16 protein-coding genes are annotated in these 18,766 nt (G+C 69.5%); 12 read left to right on the top strand and 4 right to left on the bottom strand.

The window, feature by feature from the left end:
• Positions 1 to 46 precede the first annotated feature (46 nt).
• Both H4F70_RS18430 and H4F70_RS18425 read left to right on the top strand, forming a co-directional pair.
• Positions 47 to 1,132 carry an S-(hydroxymethyl)mycothiol dehydrogenase gene (locus tag H4F70_RS18430; protein ID WP_182358272.1) on the top strand — a complete coding sequence of 362 codons (1,086 nt, stop codon included), beginning with the start codon at positions 47 to 49 and terminating at the stop codon, positions 1,130 to 1,132.
• Positions 1,129 to 1,758: an MBL fold metallo-hydrolase gene (locus H4F70_RS18425; protein WP_182346366.1), complete on the top strand. Its 630-nt coding sequence runs from the start codon at positions 1,129 to 1,131 to the stop codon at positions 1,756 to 1,758. Before H4F70_RS18430 ends, H4F70_RS18425 begins: the two co-directional genes overlap by 4 nt.
• Positions 1,759 to 1,785: 27 nt before the next feature.
• Here H4F70_RS18425 and H4F70_RS18420 read toward each other — a convergent pair whose 3' ends face one another.
• A complete protein-coding gene (locus H4F70_RS18420) occupies positions 1,786 to 2,208 on the bottom strand; it encodes a DUF7144 family membrane protein (protein ID WP_182346367.1) in 423 nt (140 codons plus the stop codon).
• Positions 2,209 to 2,420: 212 nt separating this feature from the next.
• On the opposite strand from H4F70_RS18420, the gene H4F70_RS18415 reads away from it, so the two are divergent.
• The 9 genes from H4F70_RS18415 (at position 2,421) to H4F70_RS18375 (ending at position 14,863) form a co-directional block, all read left to right on the top strand.
• Positions 2,421 to 2,666 (top strand): hypothetical protein, encoded by a 246-nt coding sequence (locus H4F70_RS18415; RefSeq protein WP_235681209.1) that lies wholly within the window; start codon positions 2,421 to 2,423, stop codon positions 2,664 to 2,666.
• 71 nt (positions 2,667 to 2,737) lie between these two features.
• Positions 2,738 to 5,371 carry a helix-turn-helix transcriptional regulator gene (locus tag H4F70_RS18410; protein WP_338064874.1) on the top strand — a complete coding sequence of 878 codons (2,634 nt, stop codon included), beginning with the start codon at positions 2,738 to 2,740 and terminating at the stop codon, positions 5,369 to 5,371.
• 159 nt (positions 5,372 to 5,530) lie between these two features.
• Positions 5,531 to 7,432 (top strand): alkyl/aryl-sulfatase, encoded by a 1,902-nt coding sequence (locus tag H4F70_RS18405; protein WP_182358270.1) that lies wholly within the window; start codon positions 5,531 to 5,533, stop codon positions 7,430 to 7,432.
• 49 nt (positions 7,433 to 7,481) lie between these two features.
• On the top strand, positions 7,482 to 8,651 hold the full coding sequence (locus H4F70_RS18400) for a DUF2254 family protein (RefSeq protein WP_182358269.1): 1,170 nt from the start codon (positions 7,482 to 7,484) through the stop codon (positions 8,649 to 8,651).
• 98 nt (positions 8,652 to 8,749) lie between these two features.
• Positions 8,750 to 9,550: an MOSC domain-containing protein gene (locus H4F70_RS18395; protein WP_182358268.1), complete on the top strand. Its 801-nt coding sequence runs from the start codon at positions 8,750 to 8,752 to the stop codon at positions 9,548 to 9,550.
• Between the two features lie 109 nt (positions 9,551 to 9,659).
• Positions 9,660 to 10,544: a universal stress protein gene (locus H4F70_RS18390; RefSeq protein WP_182358267.1), complete on the top strand. Its 885-nt coding sequence runs from the start codon at positions 9,660 to 9,662 to the stop codon at positions 10,542 to 10,544.
• A gap of 515 nt (positions 10,545 to 11,059) precedes the next feature.
• Positions 11,060 to 11,683, top strand: a complete 624-nt coding sequence (locus H4F70_RS18385) for a DUF4190 domain-containing protein (protein ID WP_182358266.1) — start codon at positions 11,060 to 11,062, stop codon at positions 11,681 to 11,683.
• An 868-nt stretch (positions 11,684 to 12,551) separates the two neighbouring features.
• Positions 12,552 to 13,319, top strand: coding sequence for a hypothetical protein (locus H4F70_RS18380; protein WP_182358265.1), 768 nt, complete (start codon positions 12,552 to 12,554; stop codon positions 13,317 to 13,319).
• A gap of 1,100 nt (positions 13,320 to 14,419) precedes the next feature.
• The gene (locus H4F70_RS18375) at positions 14,420 to 14,863 is read left to right on the top strand and encodes a hypothetical protein (RefSeq protein WP_182358264.1); all 444 of its coding nucleotides are present in this window, start codon (positions 14,420 to 14,422) and stop codon (positions 14,861 to 14,863) included.
• 11 nt (positions 14,864 to 14,874) lie between these two features.
• Here H4F70_RS18375 and H4F70_RS18370 read toward each other — a convergent pair whose 3' ends face one another.
• Entirely contained in the window at positions 14,875 to 16,458 is a 1,584-nt protein-coding gene (locus tag H4F70_RS18370; RefSeq protein ID WP_182358263.1) for an IS1634 family transposase, read from the bottom strand.
• Positions 16,459 to 16,558: 100 nt separating this feature from the next.
• Here H4F70_RS18370 and H4F70_RS18365 point away from each other — a divergent pair, with 100 nt between their 5' ends.
• The gene (locus tag H4F70_RS18365) at positions 16,559 to 16,717 is read left to right on the top strand and encodes a hypothetical protein (RefSeq protein ID WP_182358262.1); all 159 of its coding nucleotides are present in this window, start codon (positions 16,559 to 16,561) and stop codon (positions 16,715 to 16,717) included.
• A 58-nt stretch (positions 16,718 to 16,775) separates the two neighbouring features.
• Here the strand turns inward: H4F70_RS18365 and H4F70_RS18360 are convergent, their stop codons facing one another.
• Both H4F70_RS18360 and H4F70_RS18355 read right to left on the bottom strand, forming a co-directional pair.
• Positions 16,776 to 18,083: a M20 metallopeptidase family protein gene (locus tag H4F70_RS18360; protein WP_182358261.1), complete on the bottom strand. Its 1,308-nt coding sequence runs from the start codon at positions 18,081 to 18,083 to the stop codon at positions 16,776 to 16,778.
• Between the two features lie 125 nt (positions 18,084 to 18,208).
• On the bottom strand, positions 18,209 to 18,658 hold the full coding sequence (locus H4F70_RS18355) for a hypothetical protein (RefSeq protein WP_182358260.1): 450 nt from the start codon (positions 18,656 to 18,658) through the stop codon (positions 18,209 to 18,211).
• Between the last annotated feature and the right edge of the window lie 108 nt (positions 18,659 to 18,766).

Here is an 18,766-nt window from a genome sequence, read left to right as displayed (position 1 = left end):
ATGCCCCGCGGCCGGCCCCGTCCGACCGTCTTGGAGGTCCACGCCAGTGTCGCAGCAGGTTCAGGGAGTCATCGCGCGCGCCAAGGATGCGCCCGTCGAGCTCGTCCCCATCACCATCCCCGATCCGGGGCCGCATGACGTGGTGGTGCGCGTCCAGGCGTGCGGGGTGTGCCACACGGACGTGACCTACCGCGACGGCGGCATCAACGACGAGTTCCCGTTCCTGCTGGGGCACGAGGCCGCCGGGATCGTGGAGACGGTCGGCTCCGCGGTGGGGCACGTGGCCGTCGGCGATTTCGTCGTGCTCAACTGGCGCGCGGTGTGCGGCGAGTGCCGGGCCTGCAAGCGCGGACGCCCCTGGTACTGCTTCGACACCTTCAACGCGTCGAAGGCGATGACCCTCGAGGACGGCACGGAGTTGACGCCGGCGCTGGGCATCGGCGCCTTCGCGGACAAGACTCTGGTGCACGAGGGCCAGTGCACCAAGGTGGACCCGCAGGCCGATCCCGCGGTGGCGGGCCTGCTGGGCTGCGGCGTCATGGCCGGGCTCGGCGCCGCCGTCAACACCGGCGGCGTCTCGCTGGGCGACACGGTGGCCGTCATCGGCTGCGGCGGCGTGGGCGACGCGGCGGTGATGGGGGCACGGCTGGCGGGCGCGTCGACGATCATCGCCGTCGACCGCGACGCCAAGAAGCTCGAGTGGGCGAAGGGCCTCGGCGCCACGCACACCATCGACGCCTCGACCGCCGACGTGGTGCAGGGCGTGCAGGATCTCACCGGCGGATTCGGGGCGGACGTCGTCGTCGAGGCGGTCGGCCGGCCGGAGACCTACGAGCAGGCCTTCTACGCGCGCGACCTGGCCGGCACCGTGGTGCTGGTGGGCGTTCCCACCCCGGACATGCGCCTGGACATGCCGCTGGTGGATTTCTTCTCGCGCGGCGGCGCGCTGAAATCCGCCTGGTACGGCGACTGCCTGCCCGAGCGCGACTTCCCCCGGTACGTGGACCTGCACCTGCAGGGGCGCCTGCCGCTGGACAAGTTCGTCACCGAGCGCATCGGGCTCGGCGACGTGGAACAGGCCTTCGCTGCGGTGCACGAGGGCTCCGTATTGCGATCGGTGGTGGTCCTGTGAGCGCGCTGCGCATCGACCGTGTGGTCACGTCCGGGCAGTTCTGCCTGGACGGCGGCTGCTGGGACGTCGACAACAACATCTGGCTGGTGGGCGACGGCCACGAGGTGCTCGTCATCGACGCCGCGCACGACGCCGCGCCCATCGCCGCGGCCGTCGGCAACCGCACGGTCGTGGGAGTGCTGTGCACGCACGCGCACAACGATCACGTCACCGTGGCCCCCGAGCTGGCGCGGCGCTTCGGCGCCCCGATCCTGCTGCACCCCGACGACGACGTGCTGTGGCGCAAGACCCACCCGGGCGTGGAGTACAAGCCGCTGCACGACGGCCAGCGGATCCCCGTGGCCGGCACGTCGCTGGAGGTCATGCACACCCCGGGCCACTCGCCCGGCTCGGTGTGCCTGTACCAGCCGGCGAAGGCCGCGCTGTTCAGCGGCGACACGCTGTTCCAGGGAGGCCCCGGAGCGACGGGGCGGTCCTACTCGGATTTCCCCACGATCATCCAGTCGATCAGCGAGCGGCTGCTCACGCTGCCCGGCGAGGTGCAGGTGTACACCGGGCACGGCGAGGGCACGTCGATCGGCGCCGAGGCCCCGCACCTGCAGGAATGGATCGACCGGGGGCACTGATCGCGGGCGCACGGGTGCGGGACGGGCTCAGGACTGGTCCCGCGGCGCCCAGTTTGCGACGGCCCAGATCACGTAGAGGTACAGCGCGATGAGGATCAGCGACCACCACGGGTAGTAGGGCAGCCACAGGAAGTTCGCGATGATCGCGATCGTCGCCAGGATCACCGCGAGGATCCGCGCCCACGTCGCGCCCGTCATCAGGGCGGCGCCGGCGATGATCACCAGTGCGCCGATGACGACGTGCACCCATCCCCACCCGGTGGTGTTCCACTGGTAGGTGTACTCCCTGCCGACCACGACGAGGTCATCCGCGGCGATCGCGGAGATCCCCTCGAGCAACTGCAAGGTGCCGTTCGCCACGAGGACTACGCCCGCGGCTATCGTCCCGAACGCGGCGAACCCCTGTCGAACGCCGCCACCCCCGGTTCCGACATGCTGCCCTGTCGTCATGACGTGACTCCCTTCGCCTTATACGGTCATTCGGCTGTGCGATGTTGGGGTCGTGCTGCGTGAGCGTGGTGCGCGGCGCCCGTGGCGCCGACCACCACGGTCATCGTGCCGTCATGCCGGTGGCGGGGACCTCATCCGCCGCGGGTGATGAACGGCTGCGGCGTCCGGGCCAGGCTGTCCGCACAACGCGAAGCCGTCCGAGGGAGCAGGGGGTGGTCGGCGTGGAGTACATGTTCGTCGTCGCCGCGTGCATGTCGGACCGCGCGGCGGCGGCCTTCCCGGAGCTCGTCGCCGAGTACTCCCGGGCGCGGGACACGACCTCGCTGTTCGGCACCGTCGACGACCGGAGTCATCTGCGCAGCATCATGGCGCGCTTGGACACTATGGGGTTCGAGCTCATCGAGGTGCGGCAGTTGCCGTCGGCCTCCTCCGGTCGGCCCGAAGCCGCCGGGAATTGATCCGATCCGCTGACGTGCGGAGAAGACTCGTGTAACGATCCGGACACGACCATTCACCGTCGGGGGTGGATATGACCGTTCCGTCCGGAATCCGGGCCGTCCGCGATCCGGCCGTGCCGGTGCCGGTCGCTGCGCGTTCTCGCCCGCCGAGTTTCGGCTGCGGGCTCATTCCTCGCACTCGGGTCGAGGGCGCGCTCGCGTCCCGCGATGGGGCGCGCGGACCGATGGTGGTGACCGTGACGGCGCCCGCCGGCGCGGGCAAGACCGCGGCGCTGGTGCGGTGGGCGGCGGGCGCCTCCGGGCGTGGCGAGCGCATGGTGTGGCTGACGCTGGCGCCGGCGGACAACGACCCGCACCTCCTGGCCGGCGAGCTGTGCGCGGTGCTGGACGGAACGGGGCCCGGGCGGGCGCGGGCGGCCGGAGCGGCCCCGGACGAGGTCTTCGCCGCCACCACTGACGCGGTTCACCGTGGAGCGGGGCGCCTGTTCATCGTGGTCGACGACGTCCAGCAGCTCCACGAGCGTGCGGCGCTCGACCTGCTCGTGCACATGGGCCGGTTCCTTCCCGAGCAGGTGACCCTCGTGTTGTCCGGCCGCTTTCAACCGGCCGTCGGACTGCACAGGCTGGCACTGGACGGGACGCTGACCGCACTCGACACGGCCGACCTCGCCTTCACCAGCGCGGAGGCGCGCGCGGTCCTCGCGCAGCACGCGCTGGAGCTGGCGGACGACGACCTCGACCGCCTCATGACCCGCACCGCGGGGTGGGCGGCGGGCGTGCGCATGGCTGCGGTGATGTTGGCGGGGTGCGACGATGTGGGCACGCGCCTCGCCGAGTTCTCGGGCGACACCCGCGCCGTGGCCGACTATCTGACCGGCGAGATCCTCGCCGCGTTGCCCGCGGACGTCCGGCGCGTCCTGCTCTCCACCGCGCACGAGGAGAGCATCTCCGTCCGCTGTGCCGAGGCCTTGAGCGGGGAGCGCGATGCCGGCGGCATGCTCGACCGGCTCGCCGGCCGCAATTGCCTGGTCACCCGGTACGAGGGGCCGGAACCCGTGTTCTGCCTGCATCCGTTGCTGCGCAGCTATCTCGTGGCGGAGATGGAGCGGCAACCGCACGCGGTGCGCGCGGCGATCCACGCCCGCGCCGTCGACTGGTTCACCGCCGAGGGGGCGCCGCTGCGGGTGCTCGAACACGCGGTGGCGGCCGGGTTCCCCGCGGTGCGGCTGTCGGAGATGCTCGCGTGCGCGGGGGTCGGTGCCGTGATGGACGGGCACGCGTCGGCGGTGCGCACCTTTCTCGCCACGCTGCCGGCGGAGATGATGTCCCTGCCGGGTTCGGTTCTTGCACAGGCGGCCGCGCATCTGGGGTGCGGGGACACGGCGGCCGCCGACGTGTCCCTGGACAAGTACGTGGAGCAGGACGCGTCCCGGGCGGTGCGTGGCATTGCGGATTCGATACGGCTGCAACGTGCGTTGTGGAGCGGCCCTGCACTCTCACGTACGGAGGTCCCTCCGCCCGCCCCCGGGCCCGGCCCGGGCCGGCACGAGCTCCTCGACGCGCACAGGCTGCTGTGCCGGGGATGGCTGCTGCTGATCCGCGGCGACCCGCCCGGAGCCACCGCGGAACTCGAACGGTCCGTCGCGCTCGCCGGGTCGGCAGGCGTCGCGCGGGTGGCGCTTTCCGCGTTGTCGGCGTTGTCGATGGCGGCGCTTGCCTCCGACACCGTCGTGGCCATGGACCGGCGCAGCCGCGCCGCTCTCGACTATGCGCACGGGAACGGGTTGCACGACGATCCGGCCGCGGTGACGGCGCATGTGGTGGCCGCCTGGGTCGCCTATCAGCGGTGCGAGTGCGCGACCGCGGAGGAGCGGATCGCCGCGGCGGTGCGCGCCTGCGGGCCCGGGGTTCCCCCGGCGCTGCAGGGGTTGACCCGCGGAATCCGGTCGGTGATCGAGCTGGACGGCGCCGCGCGCCCGTACCGGGCCGCGTGCGCGTTGCACGAGGTGGTGCGCGAGGTGGATTGGTCGCGGATGCCCTTGCGCGCCAGCGGATGCGGGCTGCTCATCCACGTGCGCACAGCCCTGCGCGTGGGTGAGGTCGCCTGGGCGGCGGAGAGCGCAGCGCACGCCGAGCGGATCGTCCCCGGCACGATGGAGGCGGTCCTTGCGCGCGTCGGGATGCAGCTCCAGCACGGTCGTCACGGTGCGGCGCGGGAGCGGCTCGAGGATGCGCTGCGGGACGGGGCGCCGGGGCTGACCCGACGCGTGCCCGTCGATGCGCTGGTCGTCGCCGCGACGCTCGCTGCGGACGACGGTGACGCCGCCCGGGCGCACGGCGCCATGACGCAGGCCTTGGCGAAGGCGATGCCGGAGACTCTCGTGCGGCCGTTTCGCGACGGGGGCCCGGTGGCGGCGCGGCTCCTCGCCGAGGGGATCGGGCGCTATGGGCACCGGGACGGCTTCGCGCAGCTGGTGCTGGACAGGCTCGGCAGGGCGACAGTGGGGAGCGCCGTGCCGCTCACCCGGCGTGAGCTGGAGCTGCTCGTCGAACTTCCGTCGATGCGGACCACCGAGGAGATCGCCGCGTCGCTGTACGTCTCGGTGAACACGGTCAAGACGCACCTGCGCAGCATCTACCGCAAGCTCGACGTGGGGTCGCGGCGCGACGCCGTCGACGCCGCGCGGTCGACTGGCCTGCTCTGATCCGGCGTATTCCCACCCGCGGCTCCGCACGTTCACCCTCGCCGGGTGATGCGGCGTGCCCGGCGGCGGTGGGAGCGTCGGGGCGGAGTCGATGAGGCCGCGCATCCGGAGGTGCGTCCGCCGCCGGCGCTGCGCCGGCCCGCAGGGAGGTCAGGGCACATGGTCGAGCAGGCACCGGTGTCGGATACGGTCCGCGCCGCGCACGTCCGTGCGGCGCGGGAGATGCCCTTCGCCGACGACGAGGATTTCGCCGATGCGCGGCGCGGCTTCGTCGCGACCCTCGACCCCGGCGTGGTGCGCAACGGCGCAGGTGATGTGGTGTGGGACAGCGACGGCTTCGCCTTCCTCGAAGAGGACTGCCCGGAATCGGTGCATCCGAGCCTGTGGCGGCAGTCGCGGCTGTGCACGATGCAGGGCCTGTTCGCGGTGACCGACGGCATCTACCAGGTGCGCGGTCTGGATCTGTCGAACATGACGCTCGTCGAGGGCGACACCGGCGTGGTGGTGATCGACCCGCTCATCTCCGCGGAGACGGCGGCGGCCGGCCTGGAGCTGTACCGCCGGCACCGCGGGGAGCGGCCCGTCACGGCCGTGATCTTCACGCATTCGCACATCGACCACTTCGGCGGGGTCAAGGGGGTTGTCACCGAGGCGGACGTGGCGGCGGGCCGCTGCCCCATCCTCGCCCCCGTCGGTTTCGTCGAGCACGCGGTGGCGGAGAACGTCTACGCCGGAACGGCCATGGCGCGCCGCGCGGCCTACATGTACGGCGCGGCGCTGCCGCGCGGGCCGAGGGGCAGCGTCGGCGCGGGCCTGGGGCCCACCACGTCAACAGGTACGCCGACGCTCATCTCGCCCACCGTGCACATCGACCACACCGGGCAGACAGAGACGGTGGACGGCGTGGAGATCGAATTCCAGATGACGCCGGGCACCGAGGCGCCGTCGGAGATGAACTTCTACTTCCCCGGCAAGCGTGCGCTGTGCATGGCGGAGAACGCCACGCACACCCTGCACAATCTGCTCACGCTGCGCGGCGCGCTGGTGCGCGACCCGCACGTGTGGTCCAAGTACCTCACCGAGTCGATCAACACCTTCGCCTCACGATCGGACGTGCTGTTCGCCTCGCACCACTGGCCCACGTGGGGCACCGAGCGGCTCACCGAGTTCCTTGCGCTGCAGCGCGACCTGTACGGCTACCTGCACGACCAGACGCTGCGCGCGCTGAACAAGGGGTCGACGGGGATGGAGATCGCCGAGGACTTCGCGCTGCCGCCCGCCATCGAGCAGGCCTGGCACACCCACGGCTACTACGGGTCGGTCAGCCACAACGTGAAGGCCGTCTACCAGCGCTACATGGGCTGGTTCGACGGCAATCCGGCGTCGCTGTGGCAGCATCCGCCGGTGGAATCCGCCACGCGGCACGTCGAGTTCATGGGCGGGGCCGACGCGGTGATCGCCAAGGCCCGCGAGTCGTTCGCCGCCGGCGACTTCCGGTGGGTGGCCCAGGTGCTCAACTACGTGATCTTCGCCGACCCGAGCAATGCCGAGGCGAAGGCGCTGCAGGCGGACACCCTCGAGCAACTCGGGTTCGGGTCCGAGAACGGCACGTGGCGCAATTTCTTCCTGACGGGCGCCTACGAGTTGCGCCACGGCCCCGTCGGCACGCCGACGGTGGCAGCGTCGCCGGACATCGCCGCGGCGCTGAGCGTGGAGCAGGTCTTCGACGCGGCAGCCCTGCGCGTCGACGGCCCGCTGGCGTGGGACGCGCACGTGACCATCGACTGGCGGCTCACCGACACCGGTGCGGTGCACCGCACCGAGCTGCGCAACGGCCTGCTCGTGCACTTCGACGTCGACGCCGGCGCTCGGCTCCCTGCGGCCGATGCGACGTTCGCCATGACGAAAGCCGATCTGACCGGCGCGGTCGTCGGCGGCGCGGATCTGGAGCGGATGATCGCGGACGGGCGGGTGACGGCCGACGGCGACGTGAGCACGCTCGCCGAACTCGTCGGGTACCTCGACTCCCCGGACCCGGACTTCGCGATCGTCACGCCGTAGGACGGCCGGAGTGCAGCGCGTGCCTCGGAGGAGGCGCCCCGTCCTGCGGATGATCGAGCGGCGCCGCCGCATCCGCGCGGGCGTGGTCACCGTGGCCTACGTGGCTGTGGGCGCCGGGATCGGCGTCGCCGCCGGGAGTCTGCGCACCGGGCCGATGGTGCAGGTCCAACCCGTCGTGCAGCTGCTGGCGGCCGTCGCCGGCGGCCTGCTCACGCTCATCGGCATCGTCATCTCCCTGCTGTTCCTCGTGGTGCAGTTCGCCGTGACGGCGCAGTCCCCGCGCCTGAACCTGTTCCGCGACAATCCGCTGAACACGCACCTGTACGCGCTGATGCTGGGTGTGCTGGTCACTGCGGTGGTCGCCGGGGCGATGGTGTACCAGAAGCAGACGGTCTCGGTGGCCGTTCCCGCGGTGGTCGTCGTTTTGCTTATCGTGTCGTTGCTGCTGCTGCGCATCGTGCAGGTGGCCGCGATCAGAGCGGTGCAGCTGGCGCCGATCCTCGAGGCGGTGGGCGCGCGGGCGCGGGACGTGATCGACGCGCTGTATCCCGAGGCCGGGACCGTCGCCGTGCCGCGGACGGAGGGCTTCGACGACGCGCCGCGGTGCGAGGTGCGGTGGCACAACAGGACGGCGCGGCTGCGTCAGGCGGACTTTCCGGCGATGGTCCGCGCCCTCGCCGACAGCGGCTGCCGGGCCCGGCTGGTGACGGCGCCGGGGCGATTACTGCGGGAAGGCGACGTCGTTGTCGAGGTGTATGGCGATGGCGGCGGCCGGATAGCGGAAGGGCTGCTCGAACACCTCGAGGTGGGCCTGGAACGGAACTTCGACCAGGACCCCGTGTTCGGGTTCCGTCTGCTCAACGACATCGCCCTGCGCGCCCTGTCGTCGGCGATCAACGACCCGTACACCGCAGTCCAGGCGATCGACGAGATCGAGGCGCTGCTGCGTGCGCTGGCCACCCGAGAACTGCGCATCGGCGAGCTGTGCGACGCCGACGGCGAGGTCCGACTGGTGTTCGACCCGCCCACCTGGGACGAGTTCGTCGGCTACGCGGTGGACGAGCTGTTCGACGGGATGCGCTCGATCCGCAGCGTGCACGTGCGCATCGCCGCGATGCTCGCGGAGGTGCGGGCCGTCGCACCGCCCGAGCGCTGGGAGGCGCTCGACCGGCGCGCGCGGGTGCTCGCGGAGCGCACCGGCGGCACCGTCGCACGCTGAGCCGGACGAGTCCGGCGATAAACTGCGGGACGTGGCGAGGACGCGACCTGGCACGTCTGCGGTGCCGGCGTGATCGGTCGGGGAAGGGGAAGTCCGGGATGAGCAGAGCGGAGGCGGCCGTCGTGGCGCGGGTGCTGCAGGTGCGCACCGGCGGAATCGGAACGCTGGACCGGGCCACGGTGGGGCGCAGCGGCACCGTCGACTCGGCGCTGGGCAAGCGCCCGCGGGCCGGCGCGGTGCGGCTGGAGGAGCTCGGATTCGGCGGCGACGCGCAGGCCGACCGCGAGAACCACGGCGGCACAGAGAAGGCGGTGCTGGTGTATCCGGCCGAGCACTACCCGGAGTGGGAGCGCGAGCTGGGCAGGGACATCAGTGATCGGGGGCTGGGCGAGAACCTGCGCGTCTCGGGCGTCGGCGGCGTCGCATGGGACGAGCGCGCGGTGATGCCGGGGGACGTCTACCGCGTCGGCACCGCGCTCGTGCGGGTGACGGCGCCGCGGCGCCCCTGCTACAAGCTGGGCCTCGCGCACGGGCACACGCAGATGCCGGTGCGGGTGCAGGCCACCGGTCGCACCGGGTTCTACCTGGCAGTGCTCGAGCCGGGCGAGGTGCGCGCCGGGGATGCGGTGCAGGTGGTGGAGCGGGCGCGGCACGGGGTGACAGCGTTCGAGGTGAACCGCGTGATGAACGTGGACAAGCAGGATGCGGCGGGGATCGAGCACGTGTTGACGGCGGCGGATGTGCTGCCGGCGCGGTGGGTGGCCAAGCTCGAGAAGCGCCTCGCGGCGTGCGTGCACGACGGCGGAAGTGACGCTGAGGCCCCGGCGCACGATGCCGACGCCCTGGCGCACGATGCCGACGCCCTGGCGCACGAGGACGACGCGCGGGTCTACGGGTAGCCGACCTGGCACAGCAGTGCGCAAAGGCCAGTGGGGGGCGTGCAAGGGCTTTAGGGTCGAAGCAGTGGAGCACGAACGCTGCACACCAAGCGCGTGGAAGGGGCCGTAGATGAGGACCTCCGGGCCCGTGATCGTCGGGACGGACGGTTCGGATCATGCCGAGGGTGCCGTGCGGTGGGCCGCGGATTTCGCGCGGCTGCACGGGGTACCGTTGCAGATCGTGGTCGTCATTCCCACCCCGCTGGGCGTGGGGTTCACGGGGCGGCTGCTGCGCAATGCGGTCGATTCGCTCGACCGGCCGGCGCAGGAGGTCGCCGACTCCGCCGTCGCACAGGCGCTTGAATCCGCCCCCGGCCTCGAGGTGGCCGCCGAGGTGAGGTCTGGTCCTGTGGGGCACACCATGTTCGAGTACGCGCAGGGCGCCGGAACCATCGTCGTCGGAGAGAGCGGCCGGGGCGGCGTCGCCCGCGGGCTGCTGGGCTCGTTGAGCTCGATGCTGGTGCGGCTGGCGACCTGCCAGGTGGTCGTGGTGCGTGCCAGGGACGGTGACCTGTATCGCGATGCGCGGCCGGTGGTCGTCGGGGTGGATGGATCGGAGAACGGTGCCACCGCGGTGGAGGCGGCGTTCATCGAGGCGTCGCTGCGGAAGGTGCCGCTGGTGGCGGTGCACTCGTGGAGCGACGTTCCGCTGTCGGTGTTCTCGGCCGCCGACGTGACAAGTTGGTACGACGAGACCTCCATCGCCCAGGCGGTTCTGGGGGAAAGGCTGGCCGGGTTCGGCGCCGACTTTCCGGACGTCGAGGTGCAGCGGGTGGTGGTGCAGGACAGCCCGCAGGAGGTGCTCATCCAGTGGGGTGAGATCGCACAGCTGCTGGTGCTGGGGGCGCGCGGGCGCGGCGGGGTGCCGGGACTTCAATTGGGGGCCACGGCGGCCCGGGTGCTGCGCAACGCCGCGTGCCCGGTGTTGATCGGGCGGCGAGGGAACGGGGCGTGACGGCTCTTCCTCCGAGTACCGACGCCGGTGCGCCCGCGAAAAACGGGGCGGCCGTAACGATTCGGTAACTGCGGTTGCGAATGTCTACCGGGCCCCGATCCTTGAGGGGACGGGGTCGGCGCGCCGTCTGCGGCGCCGGCCATTTGCGGCATGGGAGGGAAGGGTCGGCGATGAGTGACGAACAGGATCCGCACGAAGGGCAGTCCGGGCAACCGCAGGGCGGCCGGCCCGGGCAACCGCAGGGCGGGGACCACCCGGAGGATGCACAAGGTCGCGGCGGCCCGGTGGGCGGCGGTGCCGGATACCCACCGCCGGGAAACGCCGGCTATCCGCCCGCGGGCGGCGGCTATCCGCCGCACTCCGGTCAGCAGGGGTACCCGCCGCCGGCAGGGCAGGGATACCCGCCACCCGTGGGGCCCGCATACGCGGGGCGAGGTCGGCAGCCGTATCCGCCGCAGGGCGGGCAGGGCTATCCCCCGCCGGGTCAGCCGGGGTATCCGCCACCGCCGGGGGCTGTGCCGCCCGCACCCCCGGGGTATGGCCAGTACGGGTATCCCGGTGGGCCGCAATCGACTCCGCCGCGTAACGGCTTCGGTATCGCCGCGCTCATCGTCGGCATCATTGCGCTGCTCTTCGGGATCATCCCGTTCATCGGTCCGGGCGGGATCGTGCTCGGCATCATCGGCCTCGTCCTGGGCATCGTGGCACTGTCGAAGGTGCGCAGCGGCACCGCGGACAACCGTGGCGTCTCAATCGCAGGCATCGTGCTGTCCGCGCTGGCCATCGTCGCCGGCATCATCACCTCGCTGCTGCTGTTCCTCGTGATCAACTCCGCGGTGAACAGCGTCAGCGGGACGACGGCGGTCACCTACGAGGCCGAGTCGACCGGCGGCCAGGCGACCGTCAGCTACGACATCGGTTCCAGCGGCGGAACATCGCTGAGCAATGACGTGCAGACTCCGTGGAAGAAGGGCGCGAATGCGTCGAACCTCTTCGGCGCCTATCTTTCCGTGATGGCGGGGCCTGACGGCGGAGGCGTCACCTGCCGGATCCTCAGCGACGGCGGGGACGTGCTCGCCGAAAACACCGCACAGGGCGTCTTCGCGGTGGCCACCTGCAGCGCGGACGTGGGGGGATGAGGGTTCTTCGATGTCGAGCGGGCTGTCCGGTTCTGATGACGATCGACGCGCCCGAGACACCGAAGCCCATTACCTCTTGAGGTCCGATTGCTGTGACGCGATCGGACCTCAAGAGCACCACCCGATCTGCGCGATCAGCGAGGTCTGATTCCTCACTCACATGTCCCGGGATCCGAGTTGAGTTCGCACAAAGCCGACTCAGCTGGACGAGGGGGACTGGGCGGTGCTGGAGTCTACGCGACGTCAGCGAATGGTCGCGGTCAAGCGCGGCTGCCCGCTCAAAGAAATTGCGGCAGAGGCTGATGGGGAACAGCGCTGGTTCGGTAGGCGGTGGTCCGCTATCACGTCTTGAAGTCGAAATCCTCGGGCCCCGGAGAGAGCCGGTCGCCTTCCTTGGATTTGTTTCACGCTGTCCCCGGCCGTTAGGTTCGTTGCCGGTGTTCCGCCTCGTAGGGGGGCGGGCTGGTCATTTCAGGGGAACGACGGCGACACGTGGACGCAGACGCGGCCGGACGGTGAGGTACTCGTTCACACGATCCCGGAGGGGACGGGCGGGCAGACTGTGGACACATACGCGCTGCGGCCGGACGGAACGTCCACTGATATCCGGTCGGTCGACGATGGCCGGGGTGGCTCGCAGACGTGGACGGACAACTCGGACGGGTCGCAGGGGTACGCCGCGCAGGACGGAGCTGCGGGTGGCTGGCGCACCGAGCATTTCAGCCGCGGTCAGACGCCCGGTGCGGATGCGCCTGCAGTGACTTCCGAGGGAGATGCGACGAACTCGCGGGGGACGGTGACGGCGCATAGCCCTGGCGGCACCGACTCGACCGGCGAGTACTCCCGTACGGACGGCAACGAGTACCTGTTGGCGGTGGAGAACCCGGATGGCAGTCGCAGCACGGCCCAATCCGCCAGGAACGCTGGCGGGCAGGTGCATACGCTGATCGAGGATGAGGATGGCAGGCGGGTCGTCGGGCCGGACGGCGATTCCATCGCCATCGATGAGGACCATGTGCCTGTGTCGGCGGACAACCGATTCGGGACGCGGGATCTTCAGTATGACGCCGACGAGGGAGTGTGGCGCCGGTTCGTGCTGCAGCCGGTGGGGGAGCCACCGACACCTCTGTCGTACTGGGACCCGTATCGGGGGCAGTGGATGGAACCGACTCAGGAGATGATCGACCGGGGCATCATGAAGGGCCACATCGTCGTGGACAAGGATGGTGGCCTGCAGATGACCGATGGCTGGCGCTCTTTTATCGCCGGGGTGGTCATCGACGGTGCGGGCCAAGCGATAGCAAAACCGCTGGAGGGCGCGGCCAGGGCGAGTGGTGATATGGCGGCGTTGCGGATCGTGGGGCGTTTCGGTAAGGCACTGGGACCTTTGGGCGCGGTGCCGGGCGTCGTCATTGATCTGCAAAATGGGCGGTTGGTGCCATACGCGGTGGCGAAAGGCGCGGCACGTGTGGCCGGTGCAGCTGGAGGAACTGTGCTGGGGACTGCGGCAATGGGGGCTCCTACTGGAGCTGCTGCCGTAACTGCGCCAGTCTGGCTTCTCGTGGGCGGCGGTGTCGCTGGCGCTGCCGTCGTTGCATATGGAGCTACCTGGCTATTCGGCAAAATAGTAGATTGATGGGTGAATTTTCCCATAGATGTAACGCCGGGTGGCTGGGGCTCCGTGAGTTTGACTCGCAGCCGCTCAAAGCGCGTCAGATAAACGCGAACTGTGAATGGGTAGTTACCGGTGATGCAGGAATGAATACAAACGGATCCAGTGAGTATCCGCTGTGGGTGCAGCACTTGTCGGCTAGTTTGGTTCCGCGTCAGATAGTGGCGGGATTCGGGTGCGTAGCCCTCGCTGCAATGTGCGTAGTGCTATCTGCTTGGGCGTATAAAGATGGCGTTGCGATAGCTTTAGTCTTTGCGGCGCTTGCGGCAATATTCGTTCTTTTATGCCTGACAGTGAGAATGTCAGTCGGGATGCACATCCCCTCGTTGTCGCTACCACCACGCATTGACGACGATGAGGATGGGTCGGCGATAGTGAGCATCAACGCAAATGCATCGAGGATGCGTTGCATGTATGGTATCGCGGTACTTATAGCTGGCGCAATGACGGCTGCATCTGTAATTGTCTTTACGGACGCGGTTGCAGATTACGGATTTACCCTGATTCTCTCCTACTGTTGGGTCATCAGCATTCCTCTCGGTGCGGTGGCAATATTCGTGCTATTTCAGATACCGAATTCTGCGCTAGTCGTCTCTAAATCTGGAGTACGATTTGTGGCGACGCATTGGGCTACGCCGCGTCGTCGATATTCGAGTACGGCGTCATGGACGACTATGTAGAGTATTAGTGGGTTCTATCAGGTAGAGAATTTTGTAGGATCTATCCCGTGGTTCGAATTGTATTTCAATTCAAGTTGCGAATCCCATGGTGTAGAAACGAAGTTTGGAATCGCCTCGCGGCGGATGCCAGGTGGGTGGAGACTTGCGCCTATGCAGGCGGATGTAAATGTCAACGTCGCGCTATCAATTTTGTTATCGTACTCAGAAGCGCACCGTTCGGGTGTTTCGGTAGAAAAAGAACACCTGTTTGAGTTGATGCGGGTTCCCCCCTGACGGATCAGCTATCGCTATCAAAACCAGCGTAGGGAAATGACGACGGAAGGTCCTCGTCGAACTGGGCATGATCTATTACGTGGTGAGCCGGTCACCGCTGGCGGCCGGCCGGTGGGTCCGACGCTCTTCGACTTCTGGCGTTGGTACGTCTCGAACTTGCTCGACAATGCGACGCGAGGCGTTGTGGCCGAGTTCCTGGTCGGCACCGCACTCGATTGCGTGGAAGGGATCGTACGTACCGAATGGGACGCCTACGATCTCCGCGCTATCGACGGCATCACCGTGGAGGTCAAGTCCGCGTCCCACCTGCGGTCGTGGCATCAATCCGAGCCGACACGAGTGTCCTTCGGCGTCGGGCCGACGTTCGGGTGGGGCGCGCGCACCAACGCCTACTCGACCGAGCGTCGGCGGCAGGCCGACGTCTACGTGTTCTGCCTGCTGCACCACCTGGAGAAGTCCACCGTCGATCCGTTGAACACCGACCAATGGACGTTCTATGTTGCGCTGACCACACGCCTCGACGCCGTCCTCGGATCGCAGGCGTCGATCACCTGAGTTGCACAGGTTTAGTGCCCTGGCGAGTCAGCCGGGATCTGGAGTTTGTGCAGGATCTCGGCGGCCTCGGGGCCGATCGGATCGGCCGCGGTGTGTTCGTGGCCCGCGATCACCACGGTGATCTCCTGCAGGGGCCGCAGCACCTGCACGAGCTGCCGTATCGACACGCCGGCGTGGTCCTGCAGGTAGCGGGAGACCGCCAGGGCGGTAAATACGATCGTCAGGTGCGCCTCGATCGCGTCACGGGTGCGGTGGAAGATCGGCCGCGCCCGCAGGTCGGTCTTCGACATGCGGAACGACTGCTCCACATGCCACAGGTCGTGGTACTTGCTGATCACCTCACCCGGATCCATCAGGGCCACAGGAACATTCGTGACGTATCCCTTGAGCCCGGCCAGGTCCCGGGCGCGTTGCAGACTCGCCGCATCCAGGCTCTTCGCGCTGCCCTTGGCCTTGACGAACCGCACCTGCTTGCCCGCCCGCTTCCCGTCGACGACCTCCCGGGCCCGGGCCTCCTGGGCGTTGAGCGTCTGATCGTCACGCAGGGCCCGTTTCCGGCGGTACTGCCAGATCGCCCGCCACGCCTTCTCGTCGGCCGGGTCCCACACCGGCTCCGCCCTCTTCTTCATGTCGTTGACGGCGGAGCGGGCGTTGCGCGGCGTGACAGTGTCGATGATCTGCCCGTCGGTGAACGCGTTGCCGTGCCAGTGGAAGTGGCTGGCCAAATCCGCGGGTGCTTTCGTCATCCGCGAGCCGACGATGAACTTCAGTCCCGCAGCGTCGAGGTCTTTCAGGTTCGACGCGGAGAGCATGCCCGCGTCGGCGGCGATGACCAGCTCGGTGCCTTCGAGGTCGTGGCGGGCGAGGAACTGCCGCACTACCGGCACGATCGTGCGGGTCTCGGCGTGGTTGCCCTCGTGGCAGCTGATCTCGAGGGGGAACCCGTACCGATCGACCAGCAGGGCGACGACGATCTGCGGGTCGACGCGCCGCTCTTTCGAGTAGCCGACCTTGCGCAACCCGTCTTCCTTCTCCGCCTCGAAGTACAAGGTGGTCACGTCGAACAAGACCAGCGACAGCCCGCCGGTGGCGGCGGCGTAGTCGAAGCACCGGAAGGCGATCCGGTCGCGGTAGCCGCGGGCGGCGCACCGGCGCAGCGCCGCGGCGAAGGTGTTGCGGTGGGCGGCGGCGACGCCGAGGTCGCCGAGCACGCGCACCGAGTCCGACTTCGACGTCGGCTCCACGATGCGGGCCAGGACCAGCTGGAAGAACGCGGCGTCGTCGACCACGTCGAAGCCGAGCCGCTGCCACGCCGATTCGATCACCGCGATCAGCCACCGGGCGCGTTTGCCGGTGATCACCGACGGCGCGCCCGCCGGCATGGGCGCATCGGTCGGCGCGGCGAAGTCCAGACCCAACTGCAGTTGACCGGCCTCGAGCCTGCCGCGGGCGGTGTGGAGCAGGGCGGCGAGCTCGCTGTCGGTGTGGGCGGAGCCGAGATGCTCGACAATCCTGCGCCGGCCCCCGGTCTTCTCCGCGATCTGCACGGCCGTCGCCCCCGAGGCGGTGCGCACCTTGCGGATGTAAGCAGCCACGACCCCGGATTCTACCGGCCTATTAGTGCCCCGAATCCAGCACCTGCACCGCCCCTACCAGCACAGTTACCCGCCACAATCGCTACAACAATGTTGACCTGTGCAACTCAGGTTCTATGTTGCGCTGACCACACGCCTCGACGCCGTCCTCGGATCGCAGGCGTCGATCACCCTCGGATCGCTGCTGGCGAGGATCCGCCCCGTCGAAACCGACTTCGGGGGCCTCGCCGAGCAGATCCGGAAGTCAGCCACATGTTGAGGGCCGCGGCGCATCGCGTCGACGCGGGCCGACTCTGTTCCGGTAATGCGGGCGTCGACTACCCGCCATCCTCTACGCTCAACCGCCCCGCCAGGTGCTCCACCGTCGTGTGCGCATGCAGCCGCACTCCGGTCACCAGCGCCGCGTCGTCGGCGTAGAATGCGGGGTTGTGGTTGGGCACGATGCCGCGCCCGCCGGGCACCGGCTCCAGCCCGGTGCCCTCCGCGTTGAACTGCGAATCCTGCGCGCCGAGCATCACATACAGCCCGCCGTACTTGTTGACGAACTCGGAGACGTCGTCGTAGCCAAGGTTCGGCTGCACCTCGAACACCCTGTCCTCACCGGCCACGCGCCGGAGCGTGGGTATCGCCGCGTCCACCCACTCGGGCGCGTTGAACACTGCGGGCACGGGCTGCAGCAGCTCGGTGGTGGCGCTCGCCTCGTAGGCCTGCGCCAGGTGGTCGACGGTGCGCTCGACCAGTGCGGAGACCTTCTCCATGGCCGCGGGGCTCAGGCACCTGATGGTGCCCATCAGCGTCACTGTGCCCCCGATGATGTTGAACCGGCCCACGTCCTCGACGTGCCCGATGCTGATCGTCAACGGGTCGGTGGCCGGCACCTGGCGGTACAGCTGGCCCATCGCGGTGATGATGGCGGCGGCCACCGGCATGGGGTCCACACCCAACCACGGGGTCGACCCGTGCACCTGCCGGCCCGTCACGGTGATCTTGAGGACCGACGACGCCGCGTACTGCACGCCCGGCCGGTAGGCGACGGTGTTGAGGGGCGTGGGGCCGATGTGCATGCCGAACACCATCGACGGAGACGGATCGTCCAGCGCTCCCGCGGCGAGCATCGCCCGGGCGCCGCCGTCCTCGTCGAGCGGCGGGCCCTCCTCCGCCGGCTGGAACACGAACAGCACGGTGCCCGTCACCTCGTCGCGGACCGCGGAGAGGACCTCGGCCGCGCCCATCAGCATCGCGGTGTGCGTGTCGTGCCCGCAGGAGTGCGCCACCGGGAACGGCCCGCCCGGATAGTCCTCGTCCACCACGGTCGACGCGAAGTCCACCCCCGACGCTTCCTTCACGGGCAGCGCGTCGATGTCCGCCCGCAACGCCATGACCCGGTGGCCGGGCCGCCGCCCGCGCAGCACCCCCACCACCCCGTGGTCGGCGATGCCGGTGCGTACCTCGTCGAGTCCGAGGGCTCGAAGATGCTCGGCGACATAAGCGGCGGTGCGCGTCTCCCGGTTCGACAACTCCGGATGCGCGTGCAGGTGGTGGCGCCAGTCGATGACCTTGCGCTCGACCTCGGCGGCGAGCACGTCGATGCGATTGCGCAGCGCTTCCGTATCGGACGAGGCCATGGTCACCACCTATCGGACGGCAGATTCGACAGGAATCAGTCAAGCACCACGCCCGGCCCGGCCGCAGGCGAACGCAGGTGCGGAGCCGGCAAACATTGCCGCGAAGCGCTTGCGGGGCACAGCGGCTACCGCGCCACGGGGATCGGCGCAGTGGACGGCCCGGCGTCGTCCGGTGGGGTCGCTGCCCGGGCGCGGGCGAGGAGCAGCCGCGCCGGCTCGTATCCGCCGGTGGAGATGGCGACGTCGACGGTGGCCGTCACTCCCGGGCGGCCTTGCAGCGCGGACGCCAGCTGGGCCGCACGCGCGATGATCGTGGCCGGCCGCGCGACGGTGAGCAACGCGTACTCGCGGTCGCCGAGCCGCCCGAGCACGTCGTCGTCCACCATGTGCCCGGCGACGAGGGCCGCCTCGGGCGGCTGCAGCTCCGCAGGAGTGGTGGGGACGGCAATGCGCGCGGCGTCGGCCCAGGAGACGTGGATGATGCCCACCCTGTCGAGCGCGCGGAGGGGCGGCTCGAGCGCCGTCTCGACGCACTCGAGAAACCGTCGGGCGGAGACGGGGTGCTGTGCACTCATCGGGGCACCTCCCAAGGGGCCCCGTTGCAAGGGGGCGTCACCTGCGATTATAGGCGCGCGTTCGCGGTGTGGCCCGGCCCGGCGCAGCAGCGCTGGCCCGTCGACCGC

This window comes from Tomitella gaofuii (genome assembly GCF_014126825.1).
GTDB lineage: Bacteria > Actinomycetota > Actinomycetes > Mycobacteriales > Mycobacteriaceae > Tomitella > Tomitella gaofuii.
Note: the sequence above shows the minus strand (reverse complement) of the source record. Positions and strands in the feature narration are given on the sequence as shown.